This window comes from Rhodopseudomonas sp. RCAM05734, assembly GCF_052658035.1.
The window spans coordinates 2205595-2218968 of record NZ_CP199742.1; the positions used below are offsets into that span (position 1 = coordinate 2205595).

Here is a 13374-nt window from a genome sequence, read left to right on the forward strand (position 1 = left end):
CGTGCCACCCCGGAGCCGTTTGCTGCCGCCGAAATCACTGGTATGGCAGGGGCCATGGAGCCATCACTGGTCACAACGACTGCGACGCCGCCCGCCCGTGCCTGCGGGACCTGCACCATGTGCTGCAAGGTCTACCGCATCGAGGACCTGAACAAGCCGGCCGGCAAATGGTGCACGCATTGCGCCATCGGCTCGGGCTGCAAGATCTACGATGTCAGGCCGCAGCAGTGCCGCACCTTCGACTGCGTCTGGATCCAGGACCCCTCGATGCCGGACTCCTGGAAACCCGAACATTCCAAGATCGTGTTCTCGGTCTGGCCGGCTACCGGCTTCATCTATGGTCAGGTCGATCCCGGCGCGCCGTTCGCATGGCAGAAGGAACCGTATCTGTCGGGGCTGCGCGCCTGGTCGGAGAAGCTGCTGCAGGAGCGCCGGCACATCCTGATCTTCGTCGGCAGCAACGCCACGTTGATCATGCCGCCGGGGCCGGTGCCGATCGGGCCGATGTCGCCGCAGGACGGGTTTGTCGTTCGTGAGACTTTCACGGCGCGCGGCAAGGATTATGTAGCGACGCGGGTGGCGCAAGGGGGCTGACGACAGCAGAACGCCGACGGCCGCGGTGGCAGGCGTCGGCGTGCTGTATCGGTTTTGTGAATTAGGCCGCGCGCACGTTGCCGAGGAAGCGGCTGACTTCGTTTTTCAGCCGGGTGCTATCCTGGGAAAGCGACTTGGCGGCCGTGAACACCTGGGAGGAGGCCGCGCCGGTTTCGGAGGCGCCGCGCTGCACATCGACGATGTTGGACGACACCGCCATGGTGCCCTGCGCCGCCTGCTGCACGTTGCGGGAGATTTCCTGGGTGGCCGCGCCCTGTTCCTCCACCGCCGAGGCGATGGTCGAGGAGATCTCCGACATCCGGCCGATGGTGTTGCCGATTTCCTGAATGGCGTTCACCGACTCCTGCGTTGCTGCCTGGATTCCGCTGATCTGCTGGCTGATCTCGCCGGTGGCCTTGGCGGTCTGTTCCGCCAGCGCCTTTACTTCGGAGGCGACGACAGCGAAGCCACGGCCGGCATCGCCGGCGCGCGCCGCCTCGATGGTAGCATTCAGCGCCAGCAGGTTGGTCTGGCCGGCGATGGTGTTGATGAGTTCGACGACGTCGCCGATCCGTGCCGCAGCCTTGGCCAGTTCGCCGACGCGCGCATTGGTGTGGCGCGCCTGCTCGACAGCCTGGTTGGCGATCCCTGCGGATTCCTGCACCTGGCGGCTGATCTCGTTGACGGAGGAGGTCATCTCTTCGGTCGCCGAGGCCACCGACTGCACGTTGGCAGAGGCTTCTTCCGAAGCCGCGGCGACGGCGGTGGTGAGGTCCTGCGCGCGTTCCGCTGTGGACGTCAGCGTGCTGGCTGAGGCCTCGAGTTCGGTGGATGCCGACGATACCGTCTCGACGATTTCGCCGACCGCGGCTTCGAATTCGCCGGCCAGCTTCATCATCTCGGCCTTGCGCTGGGTGGCAGTGCGGACTTCCTGTTCCTTCTGCTCGGCCTCCATCGCGCGCACGCGCAGCCCGTTGTCCTTGAACACCTGCAGCGCCTTGGCCATGTCGCCGATCTCGTCATTGCGCTCGGTATAGTCGATGGCCTCGCCGAGATTGCCTTCGGCCATCACTCTCATCTTGGCATTCATGCGTTGCAGGGGCGTCGTGACCCGGACAATCACGATGATTGCGGAGGCGAGGCCGATCAGCACGGCGATGGCCGCGACGGTGTAGGTCGTAGATTTTGCCGACGCGTAGGTCTGGTTGGCGACCGTGATGGCTTTTTCCGCGCCCTGGTTGTTCAGATCGATATCGGCATCGAGGGAGGCCAGCCCCGCGTTGAAAGCTTTCGCGCCTTTGATGAACAGCGCCGCAGAATCCTCTTTCTTGCCGGCTGCCGCAGCGGCCAGCGCCCGTTTGTGAAAGACCATGTAGGTGCTCCATTGGTCGGTAAACGTCGACCACAGGGCTTTTTCTTCAGGGTTTGACATCAGCGACTGATATTTGAGAAAGAGCTTCTCGATGTCGGACTGCGCGATGACCAGTCGGGATCCGGTATCGGCAAGGATCGCCGGATCGTCGTTCTGGACGATTCGGGTCTCTAGCAGCCGAATCCGGGTCGCCAGATACTTGATCTCGCCGAGCACCTTCATCGAGGGCAGCCAGTTGCTGGCGAGATCCTCGGCGCCAGCTTGAATCTGCTGCGACTTCGAGATGGCCGTCACTCCTTGTCCCGCACTCAGGAGGACGAGCGCCGAGAGGATGCCGATGAGCGTTGTTTTCAGGGTGAGGCGCATGAGGTGCAGTCGTTCTTCGCTGGACCGCGACGGCTCCAAGCCATTGCAGTCTGGTGTCATTAAAATGCTGATGAAAATCGCCACGTACTGAAGCGAATTGCCGGTACTATCGGGGGCAAACATTGCCCTTACATTAATACCATCATTCAATATCGACGGGCATGTCGGGGAATATCGGTCGGACGTGACCGTTCAGCTCTGAAGCCGGATTGCCGCGCGCGTTCGCAGGCTAACTGAAGACAAAGAAAAGCCGACGCCTGCGGTGGCAGGCATCGGCTTGCTGTGTCGGCTTTGTGACTTAGGCTGCGCGCACGTTGCTGAGGAAACGGCTGACTTCGTTCTTCAGCCGGTTGCTGTCCTGGGAAAGCGACCTGGCGGCGGTGAACACCTGGGAGGAGGCCGCGCCGGTTTCCGAGGCGCCGCGCTGCACGTCGGCGATGTTGGACGACACCGCCATGGTGCCTTGCGCGGCCTGCTGCACGTTGCGTGAGATCTCCTGGGTCGCAGCGCCCTGTTCCTCCACCGCCGAGGCGATGGTCGATGAGATCTCCGACATCCGGCTGATGGTGTTGCCGATTTCCTGAATGGCACTCACCGAATCCTGGGTCGCGGCCTGGATGCCGCTGATCTGCTGGCTGATCTCGCCGGTGGCCTTGGCAGTCTGTTCGGCCAGCGCCTTGACCTCCGACGCCACCACGGCGAAGCCACGGCCGGCTTCGCCGGCGCGCGCGGCCTCGATGGTGGCGTTCAGCGCCAGCAGGTTGGTCTGGCCGGCGATGGTATTGATGAGTTCGACCACATCGCCGATCCGGGTCGCGGCCTTGGCCAGTTCGCCGACGCGGGCGTTGGTGCTGCGCGCCTGCTCGACGGCCTGGTTGGCGATCCCTGCGGATTCCTGCACCTGGCGGCTGATCTCGTTGACGGAAGAGGCCATCTCCTCGGTCGCCGAAGCCACCGACTGCACGTTGGTGGATGCTTCTTCGGAGGCGGCCGCAACGGCGGTGGTGAGGTCTTGCGCCCGTTCCGCTGTCGACGTCAGCGTGCTGGCGGAGGCCTCGAGTTCGGTCGAGGCGGACGACACCGTCTCGACGATCTCGCCGACCGCGGCTTCGAATTCGCCGGCCAGCTTCATCATCTCGGCCTTGCGCTGGGTGGCGGTGCGGACTTCCTGTTCCTTCTGTTCGGCTTCCATCGCGCGCACGCGCAGCCCGTTGTCCTTGAACACCTGCAGCGCCTTGGCCATGTCGCCGATCTCGTCATCGCGCTCGGTGTAGTCGATTGTCTCGTCGAGCTTGCCGTTGGCGATGACCGTCATCTTCGCATTCATGTTCTGAAGCGGGGTGGTGACGCGGAAGATCACCAGCAATGCGGAGGCCATGCCGATCACGAGCGCGATGGCGGCAACCGCGTAGGTCAGGATCTTCGCGGCGACATAGATATCGCCGGCCCGCACGACGGCGGCATCCGCACCCTTGTTGTTCAGGTCGACGCCGGCATCGAGTGCGGTCAGCGCCGCGTTGAAATTCTTCGCCGCGGGGCCGTTGAGCATCGCCGCGGCCTCTGCCTTCTTGCCCCCGGCAACGGCCACGAGAACCTGCTTCTGGATTGCCAGGTAAGCGTTCCATTTCTCCTGGAATGACGACCACAGGGCTTTTTCTTCCGGCGACACGATGAGCAGCTGGTAAGCACTGGAGCGCTTGTTCATGTCCGAAAGTGTCGCGGCCATTCGGGTTTCGCTCTCGCTGCGGATCGTGGCGTCCTCGTTCAACGCGATTCGCGATTCGAACAGCCGGATGCGCGTCGCGAGATATTTGATCTCGCCGAGCGTCTTGACCGAGGGCAGCCAGGACTTGCCGATTTCCTCGGTGCCCTGGTTGATCTGCTGCGATTTGGAAACTGCTGTGAATGCCTGTCCGACGATGAGGAGGATCAGAATCGAGACGATGCCGATGAGGGTTGTTTTTAAGGTCAGGCGCATAATGGGGGGGGGACTCGCGATGTTGGGACCGCCAGCGCGAGATCGCCCGACGGCCTGAAATCAAAACCGACTCTGGAAAATCGCTACAAACTCAAGCGAATTACCACCAATATCGGCTCCGGACGTTTCCCTTGCGTTAATATTAAACGTGTCAGCGGCCCCGGGGCCGCGAACTGCACATTATCTGGATCTGGAATACGGCAGCCCGTGCGCTCAGTCACTTATGCCGGGACGTGCACGGATGCTGCTTTTCGATGGCGACGCTTGCGTCGGAGACGGAGCTCAGGTCGCAGGTCCGTAGTAGCAGCAGCTTTCGCCGCAGCTGTCGCGATGAACGCTGACGCGCACGATCGTTCCGGCGTGCGAGACGCGGTCCCAGATGTAGCGCGTCAGATTTTCCAGCGTCGGCAGCCCGAGGTCCGCGACATTGTTGAGCAGCTTGTGGTCGAGCCGCTTCTGTACATCGGCCATGCCGCGATCGAGCACGCCGAGATCCATCACCATGCCGGTCGCCGGATCCTGCGTGCCGCGGATGGTCACCTCGGCGCGGAAGGAGTGGCCGTGGATCTCCTCGCTGGCTTCGCCCAGCGTGGTGCCGGCCAGCGCATGCGCAGCCTCGAAGCGAAACGATTTTGTCAGTTCCCACATGGTTGTGCTCGTTACCTGATGCCGATGGACTTGTGAGTCTGCACGCTCATCCGCCAATGCGGATGCTGCAGGCAATAGTCGATGGTGCGTGCGATGTTCTGCGCGGCATCCGGGCCGTCCATCGCCTGCAGTGAAAAGCGCTCGAAAGCGAGGCCGGCGAAGCGTTCCGGCATGGCTTCGGGCTGCGGATAGACCAGCTTCAGCTCGTGCCCGCTGCGAATGCGTAGTTCCGCGCCGGCCTTCGGGCTGACGCAGATCCAGTCGATGCCGTCCGGCGCTTCGACCGTGCCGTTGGTCTCGACGCCGATGCTGAATCCCTGCCGGTGCAGGGCCTCGATCAGGGCGGCATCGACCTGCAGCAGCGGCTCGCCGCCGGTGAGCACCACGTAGCGGTCGGTCTCGCCGGCCATCCATTCCGCGGCAATCGTCGCGGCGAGGGCCTCGGCGGTGGCGTAGCGTCCGCCGAGCGTGCCGTCGAGGCCGACGAAATCCGTGTCGCAGAATCGGCACACCGCCTCGGCGCGGTCCTGCTCGCGGCCGCTCCACAGGTTGCATCCGGCAAAGCGGCAGAACACCGCCGCGCGCCCGGCATGGGCGCCTTCGCCCTGCAAGGTCAGGAAGATTTCTTTTACCGCGTAGCTCACGTCGCCGGCTCTCCGTTGGGAGGGGGCGGTCTAGCGCAGCCGCGCGCCCAATGCCATTCGGAATCCCGTGCCGTCTATTCGCCGCTCTGGATCGGAACCGACTTGTCCGCGCTCGCATCGCGCGCGGCGCCGAGCAGCCGGCGCACTTTCACGACCAGATCGTCGTCGCGAAACGGCTTCTGCACGATGCGGTCCTCGCTGACATCCTCCAGCGCCGACGTATCGGCATAGCCGGTGACGAACAGGATCGGCAGGCCGGGCCGCCGCAACCGCACTTCGCGCGCCACTTCGGCGCCGTTCATGCCGGGCATGGCAAAATCCAGCACCAGCAGGTCGTAATCGGTGGCGCTCTCCAGCAGGTCGAGCGCGGCGCCGCCGCTGCCGGCCTCGATCACGATGCAGCCCAGTTCCTGCAGCATCGCCGAGGTGACTTCGCGCACGGCGCTGTCGTCGTCGACCAGCAGCACGCGGCGCGGCCGACCCGACATCCGGCCGGTGGGCGCGATCCTCTGCTCGGCAGGTTCGGGGGCCTGGCGGGCCGTCGATCGCGGCAGATAGACCTTCACGGAGGTCCCCTGGCCCACCGTGCTGTCGATCTGGACGCCGCCGCCGGATTGCTTGGCGAAGCCGTAGACCTGCGCCAGCCCCAGTCCGGAGCCCTTGCCGACCGGCTTGGTGGTGAAGAACGGCTCATAGGCCTTGGCGAGCACCTCGGGCGGCATGCCCGAGCCGGTATCGGTCACGGACACCATGACGTATTGCCCGGCCGGCGGCGCATCCGGCCGCTGCGGCGGGCCGAGCATCACATTGGCGGTCGCCACCGTCAGCGAGCCGCCCACCGCCATGGCGTCGCGGGCGTTGATGGCGAGGTTGAGGATCACCAGTTCGATCTGCGTGGCATCCACCAGCGCCGGCCACAGGTCGGGCTGCAGCACCGTCTCGAGCCGGACCTCGCCGCCCATCGAACTCTGCAGCAGGTCGCGCATGCTGGCGACGGTCTCGTTCAGATCGAGCGGCTTGGCCTCGAGCCGCTGCCGGCGCGAGAATGCCAGCAACTGCCCGGTCAGCCGTGCGCCGCGATCGGCGGCGGCCTTCATGTAACCGAGCCGCTCGCGCGCCTTGCCGCCAATGCCGGCCTGCTCGAGCGTGCGCTCGAGAAAGCCGATATTGCCGAGCACCACGGTCAGCAGGTTGTTGAAGTCATGGGCGACCCCGGAGGTGAGCTGGCCGACCGCCTCCAGCCGCTGCATCTGCCGCAGCGTCGCTTCCACGCGCCCGCGCTCCTCGATCTGCGCCACCAGGCTGCCGGTTGGCCGCGGCCAGTTCGGAGGTGCGTTCGCTGACGCTGGCTTCCAGCCGCTCGGTGAAGCGGCGCAGTTCGGCCTCGGCGCGCACCCGCTCGGTGACGTCGGATCCCTCGACGAAAAGCCCGCGGACGGCGCCGTTTTCCTCGACGACTGGTTGATAGACGAAGTCGACGAAGCGTTCCTCGAATGCGGTAGCGGGCGTGCGCTGCAGAAGAACCTTCTGGCCGGTGCCGACGAACGGCCGGCCGCTGCGAAAGCAGTCGTCGAGAATCTCGAGAAAGCCCTGGCCCACCACCTCCGGCAGCGCCTCGCGCACCGGAAGGCCGATGACCTTGCGATTGCCGATCAACCGCATGTAGGCGGCATTGGCCAGCGTAAAGACGTGATCCGGCCCGTCGAACATCGCCATGAAGCCCGGCGCCTGCTCGAACATCTTGCGCAGCCGGTCCTGTTCGGCGGCATTGCGGCGGTCGGCGAGCACCCGCTCGGTGGTCTCGACCACAATGGCGATGACGCCGGCCGGCCGCCCGCTCTCGTCCGGAACCGGCGAGTAGTCGAGGTTCATCCAGACCTGTTCGGGGACGCCGTTGCGATACAGCGTCAGTTCCATATCGCGATAGGCCAGCGTGCCGCCGGCGAGGCCGACCTTCATGACGTGGTCGTTGAAGTCGGCGACCTCCGGCCAGCCCTCGCGGACCTTGCTGCCAAGCGGCTGCGGATGCCGTCCGCCCGCGAATACCGAATAGGCATCGTTGTAGATCATGATGCCGTCGTCGCCCCACAGCATCACGATCGGGACGGTGGAACGGATGATCAGCCCGGTGGCGGTCTTCAGGCTTTGCGGCCAGGAGGCGAGGGGGCCGAGCGAGGTCGAGGACCAGTCATAGTCCCGGATCAGGGCGCCTGTTTCGCCGCCGCCTTCCAGGAAACTGGTTGTTTCGATCGTATGGGGTGGGACAGGCAGGACGGATCTCCGGCAAAAGGACCGCTTGCGGCACGGATACGCAGGATTTGCGCGAACGTCACCTGCCAGTTTGCTGCAATCGACAAGCCAACCTTCGGCAAGTGGCGACGCCGCGATTTGGTTCCGCAGGACAATGCGGCCGGCTTGCGGGGACAAACTCAGGGCGGCGACGGCCCGGCCTGCCGCAACGCCTCGCCCATCGCCATCGCCGCGGCCATGGCGATATTGAGCGAGCGCAGGCCGGCGCGGATCGGGATCACCACCCGGGCGTCGGCGGCGGCTGCCACCGCATCGGGGACCCCGGCGGATTCCCGGCCGAACATCAGGATGTCCCGGGCGGTGTAGCGGTGCTCGAGATAGGGCGTGGCGCCCTTGGTGGTGAACAGCACCAGCCGCAGGTCGTTCGCGGCGCGCCACTGTTCGAAATGGCCCCAGGAGTCATGGCGGACGATGGTCACATGGTCGAGATAGTCCATGCCGGCGCGACGGAAATGGCGGTCGGAGATCGGGAAGCCGGCGGGCTCGATGATATGGGCTTCCACGCCGAGGCAGGCGCACAGCCGCAGGATGGTGCCGGTGTTTTGCGGGATGTCGGGCTGATAGAGCGCGATGCGCATAGGGTGGCGGCTCCGCGGCGGCACGATGCCGCCGCCCGGGGCCAGCCGATAGCGGTCCCGCGCCGATGCCGCAAGCCGCGCGCTATTCCGCCGGCGCCAGCCGTCCGCCCGGGCGAGTTGCCCCGGTTTCGCGCACCCGAACCCGGACCCGGGCGCGGCGCTTGCGCCACCAGATGACCACGCCGGTCACCGACAGTACCGCGACGACGAGGCCCATCAGCGAGATCAGGATGCGGCCGGGCAGGCCGGCGATGCGGCCGGAATGCAGCGGTAACTGCGGCTGCACGAAAATGTCGGCGGCGGTACCGACCCAGGGCACCCGGTCGCCGATCGGGCGGCCGTCCTCGCTGTCGTAGTACAATTGCGCCGGCGCGACGCCCGCGGCGCCGTGGTCCTCGCCGGGACGAAAGAACCCCGCAGCGTAGACGCCGTGGGCCGCGCCGTAAAACAGCGAGCCGACCGGGGCGTCCCAGCCGCGGGCTTTGCCGTCGGCGGTGGCGCGCGCCAGAATGTCGGCGAAGGTCATTTTCGGCTCGATGGGATGGTCGAGGTCGCGGTACTCGCGCAGCTCGAAAGGCGTCGGCGTGTAGTCCGAGACCTTCTTCATCAGCGGCGAAAACACCTCGAAATACAGGTTCAGCGAGAACGCCGTGAAGGCGATGACGAACAGCAGCGCCCAGGTCCACAGGCTGAAGGCCCGGTGGATGTCGAAGTTGATGCGATAGGCGCTGCCGGAGGTCTTGATCTTCCACGCCGGCTCCCAGCGCGCCCAGAAACCCTTGCCGAGTTCGCGTTCGACGGAGGCCGCTCGCCCGGCCTTGACGAGCCGGCGTGCCGGCAGCGTCAGGTAGAAGCCGACGAAGCAGTCGATGGTCCAGATGATGGCGATGACGCCAAGCAGCCGCGCGCCCCAGCGGTCGCTGCCCCAGAACTCCGGGATGTGCATGGTGTAGTGCAGCTTGTAGAGGAACGAGACGAAGTTCTCCCGGGTCACCGGCCACACCGCGCCCCAGTAACGCCGGCCCAGTTCGGCGCCGGTGTTGGGATCGAGGAAGACCTGGTTGTAGTCGAGGGTGAAGCGCTTGCCGGTGGCCGGGTCGATCTGCGGCTGCACGAAGAACGCCAGCGACTCGCCCTTTTCCGGCGTGGTCAGCAGGTAGCGGACGCGGGCGCGGGGGTCGCGCTGCTCGATCAGGGCTGCGAGTTCAACCGAGGGGCGGGCCGGGCCCGGCGTGGTGACGTCGAAGAGCTTCTTGTTCAGGAGATCGTCGAGTTCGTGGTCCCACGAAATCACGGCGCCGGTGATTCCGGAAAAGAACAGGAAGCCGGCCGTCAGCAATCCGGCCCAGCGATGCAGTTTTCCGAAGATCGATCTCATGATGCCACCGTCGGTCGGTTGGTGCGACGACCGCCTGGCCGCTCCCCGCGCCGGGCCGCGCGTCGCGCGAGGCCACGGTCGTCCCCGGCGGCCTGCGCCGGGGGCAGGGCCATCGCGCCGGTCGGTTCGGGAATGGTTCGGGCTGTCGTCACGCGGCCTCTGAATGCTGCTCCGGCGTTGCCGGTATTTTGCTGCTTCAGCTCTAGGCGCAGACACGGCGCGATGACCAGCCGTTGGGGTTTAGAATAGATTGAGACCGCGCCGTGCGATCCCGGCGATCGCGCAAACACTGCAGAATGCGGCGATTTCCGCGACAATCTGTCCCGTCATCGGCCGGCCGACGGATCGGCGGCGGATGTCGGGGGCGGCCCCGCGGCGACCGGTCGGGCGGCTCAAATCGCGGCGCGTCCGGACCGCAGGAGGGGCCCGCATTTGTCGGAATCCGTGCCCTGAAATGTCGGGACGAAAGGCAGGCAGCCCCTGTTTCAGTGCATTGCACGCGCGCAGGCAGATAGTGGGCTTGCACTGCCGCAGCAAGGGTGCCAATAGAACGATTCTGGACTGTCTGTTCCGCCTGCCTGGCCGGGACAAATGGTCGTTCTGCCGCCGCGGCAATCGCGGACGCCGGCGCTCCCAGGGGGTTGCACGCATGTCGCGTCACCGGGCGGGGATCGCCTGCTGCAGATGAGAAAGGGCTTGGAATCGTGACGACATCGTCTTCGGCGGAACCGACACGCCGTGATTTCCTCTTCGTAGCAACGGGCGCGGTGGCCGCAGTTGGCGCCGCTGCCGTGGCCTGGCCGCTGATTTCCCAGATGAACCCGGATGCCTCGACCATCGCCGCCGGCGCCCCGATCGATGTCGATCTGACGCCGATCGCCGAGGGCCAGGACATCAAGGTGTTCTGGCGCGGCAAGCCGATCTACATCATGAACCGTACCAAGAAGCAGGTCGAAGAGGCCCGCGCGGTTCCGACCGCCAGCCTGCCAGACCCGCAGTCTGACCAGTCCCGCGTCAAGGAAGGCCACGACCAGTGGCTGGTGGTGATCGGCATCTGCACCCATCTCGGCTGCATCCCTATCGCCCATGAAGGCAATTACGACGGCTTCTTCTGCCCGTGCCACGGCTCGCAGTACGACTCGTCCGGCCGCATCCGTTCCGGCCCCGCGCCGCTGAACCTGCCGGTGCCGCCTTACGCCTTCATTTCCGACACCAAGATCAAGATCGGCTGAGCCTCGGCCCTCTCCGAGACTTCACCCTTCGCGTCGCTTCTCTCCTCAGGATCGCATCATGAGCGGACCATCCACCTACCAGCCGACCAATCCCGCCCTGCAGTGGATCGAACGGCGTTTGCCGATCCTCGGGCTGATGCACTCGTCTTTCGTGGTGTATCCGACACCGCGCAACCTGAACTACTGGTGGACGTTCGGCGGCATCCTGTCGTTCATGCTCGGGGTGCAGATCATCACCGGCGTCATCCTGGCGATGCACTACACGCCGGAATCCACGCTGGCCTTCAACTCGGTCGAGGCCATCGTCCGTGACGTGAACTACGGCTGGCTGCTGCGCTACCTGCATTCCAACGGCGCTTCGATGTTCTTCATCGCCGTGTACATCCACATGTTCCGCGGCCTCTATTACGGGTCGTACAAGGAGCCGCGCGAAATCCTCTGGATCCTCGGCGTGATCATCTACCTCTTGATGATGGCGACCGGCTTCATGGGCTACGTGCTGCCGTGGGGCCAGATGAGCTTCTGGGGCGCCACCGTCATCACCAACCTGTTCTCCGCCATTCCCTACGTCGGCGACAGCATCGTGACCTTGCTGTGGGGCGGCTACTCGGTCGGCAACCCGACCCTGAACCGCTTCTTCTCGCTGCATTACCTGCTGCCCTTCGTGATCGCCGGCGTCGTCGTGCTGCACGTCTGGGCGCTGCATGTGGCCGGCCAGAACAACCCGGCCGGCGTCGAGCCGAAGACCGAGAAGGACACCGTGCCGTTCACGCCCTACGCGACCATCAAGGATGGTTTCGGCATGGTGTGCTTCATGATCTTCTTCGCCTGGTTCGTGTTCTACGTGCCGAACTACCTCGGCGACCCCGACAACTACATCCCGGCCAATCCCGGCGTGACCCCTGCGCACATCGTGCCGGAATGGTACTACCTGCCGTTCTACGCGATCCTGCGCTCGATCCCGAGCAAGCTCGGCGGCGTGATCGCCATGTTCGGCGCCATCATCGTGCTGGCGTTCCTGCCCTGGCTCGACAACGCCAAGACGCGCTCGTCGCGCTATCGCCCGATCGCCAAGCAGTTCTTCTGGATCTTCGTGGTGGTGTGCATCGTGCTCGGCTGGCTCGGCGGCAAGCCGGCGGAAGGCATCTACATCATCGCCGGCCGCGTGCTGACGTTCTGCTACTTCGCCTACTTCCTGATCGTGCTGCCGATCCTCAGCAAGGTCGAGAAGCCCCGCGCCCTGCCGAACTCGATCGCCGACGACGTGCTCGCCAGCTACGGCAAGAAGGCCGCCTCCGCGATTGTCGCGCTGGTGCTGGCCGGCGGCCTGATCGCCGGCGGCATGCAGGACGCCCGGGCCCAGGAGCATGGCGGCAACCTGCCGCCGTCGCAGAGCTGGTCGTTCGCCGGTCCGTTCGGCAAGTTCGACCGCGGCGCGCTGCAGCGCGGCTACAAGGTCTACAAGGAAGTCTGCTCGACCTGCCACTCGATGAACCTGCTGCACTTCCGCAACCTCGCGGATGAGGGCGGCCCCGGCTTCACCGCGGCACAGGCGCTCGCCGTCGCGTCGGAATACAAGGTGCAGGACGGTCCCAACGATGCCGGCGACATGTTCGAGCGTCCCGGCCGTCTTGCCGACAAGTTCCCGGCGCCGTTCGCCAACGAGAACGCCGGCCGTGCCGCCAATGGCGGCGCATATCCGCCCGACCTGTCGCTGATGGCCAAGGCGCGCAACTACGATCGCGGCTTCCCGCAGTTCATCTTCGACTTCTTCACCCAGTTCCAGGAGAAGGGCCCGAACTACATCGACGCCCTGCTGCAGGGTTACGTCGATCCGCCGCCGGCCGACTTCAAGCTGCCGGACGGCGCCTACTACAACACGTACTTCCCCGGCCACGCCATCAAGATGCCGAAGCCGCTCTCCGACGATCAGGTGACCTATGACGACGGTTCGCCGCAGAAGGTCGCGCAGTACGCCAAGGACGTTTCGACCTTCCTGATGTGGACCGCCGAACCGCACCTCGAGGCGCGCAAGCGGCTCGGCTTCCAGGTCATGTTCTTCCTCGTGATCTTCGCCGGCCTGATGTACTACACAAAGAAGAAAGTCTGGGCCAACGCCCACTGATTTGCGAAGGATATCCTTCCAGAAGGGCCCCGGTGGGGCCCTTCTTCTGTTTGTGCCCCGGGTGCGCACAGGCCATGGATTCTCCGGGACCCCTTGATTAGAGTTCCGCCAAAGGCGGGAATCGCGCGTCTGGTTGGCAGCACGTACCT

The 13374-nt window shown here is 65.3% G+C and carries 9 protein-coding genes and 1 pseudogene; 3 read left to right on the top strand and 7 right to left on the bottom strand.

From position 1 onward, the window contains the following. Positions 1-54 precede the first annotated feature (54 nt). Positions 55-594, top strand: coding sequence for a YkgJ family cysteine cluster protein (locus ACUXVA_RS10455; RefSeq protein WP_445492012.1), 540 nt, complete (start codon positions 55-57; stop codon positions 592-594). Between the two features lie 61 nt (positions 595-655). Here the strand turns inward: ACUXVA_RS10455 and ACUXVA_RS10460 are convergent, their stop codons facing one another. The 7 genes and pseudogenes from ACUXVA_RS10460 to fsrB all read right to left on the bottom strand — a co-directional run bounded on the left by ACUXVA_RS10460 (position 656) and on the right by fsrB (position 9868). Next, on the bottom strand, positions 656-2332 hold the full coding sequence (locus ACUXVA_RS10460) for a methyl-accepting chemotaxis protein (protein WP_265080366.1): 1677 nt from the start codon (positions 2330-2332) through the stop codon (positions 656-658). 298 nt (positions 2333-2630) lie between these two features. Then, positions 2631-4310 (bottom strand): methyl-accepting chemotaxis protein, encoded by a 1680-nt coding sequence (locus ACUXVA_RS10465; protein ID WP_445492014.1) that lies wholly within the window; start codon positions 4308-4310, stop codon positions 2631-2633. Between the two features lie 282 nt (positions 4311-4592). Next, positions 4593-4958 (bottom strand): 6-pyruvoyl trahydropterin synthase family protein, encoded by a 366-nt coding sequence (locus tag ACUXVA_RS10470; RefSeq protein ID WP_265080364.1) that lies wholly within the window; start codon positions 4956-4958, stop codon positions 4593-4595. Between the two features lie 11 nt (positions 4959-4969). Beyond that, positions 4970-5602 (bottom strand): 7-carboxy-7-deazaguanine synthase, encoded by a 633-nt coding sequence (gene queE / locus ACUXVA_RS10475; protein WP_265080363.1) that lies wholly within the window; start codon positions 5600-5602, stop codon positions 4970-4972. 74 nt (positions 5603-5676) lie between these two features. After that, positions 5677-7672, bottom strand: a pseudogene (locus tag ACUXVA_RS10480) (response regulator). Between the two features lie 359 nt (positions 7673-8031). Next, positions 8032-8490, bottom strand: a complete 459-nt coding sequence (locus tag ACUXVA_RS10485) for a tRNA (cytidine(34)-2'-O)-methyltransferase (RefSeq protein ID WP_265080361.1) — start codon at positions 8488-8490, stop codon at positions 8032-8034. Positions 8491-8572: 82 nt separating this feature from the next. Continuing rightward, on the bottom strand, positions 8573-9868 hold the full coding sequence (gene fsrB / locus ACUXVA_RS10490; protein WP_445492018.1) for a siderophore utilization protein FsrB: 1296 nt from the start codon (positions 9866-9868) through the stop codon (positions 8573-8575). A 704-nt stretch (positions 9869-10572) separates the two neighbouring features. Here fsrB and petA point away from each other — a divergent pair. Next, positions 10573-11100: a ubiquinol-cytochrome c reductase iron-sulfur subunit gene (gene petA, locus ACUXVA_RS10495; protein WP_445492020.1), complete on the top strand. Its 528-nt coding sequence runs from the start codon at positions 10573-10575 to the stop codon at positions 11098-11100. 58 nt (positions 11101-11158) lie between these two features. Then, complete coding sequence (locus ACUXVA_RS10500; protein WP_265080358.1) at positions 11159-13225, top strand: cytochrome c1; 2067 nt, start codon at positions 11159-11161, stop codon at positions 13223-13225. Positions 13226-13374: the final 149 nt, after the last annotated feature.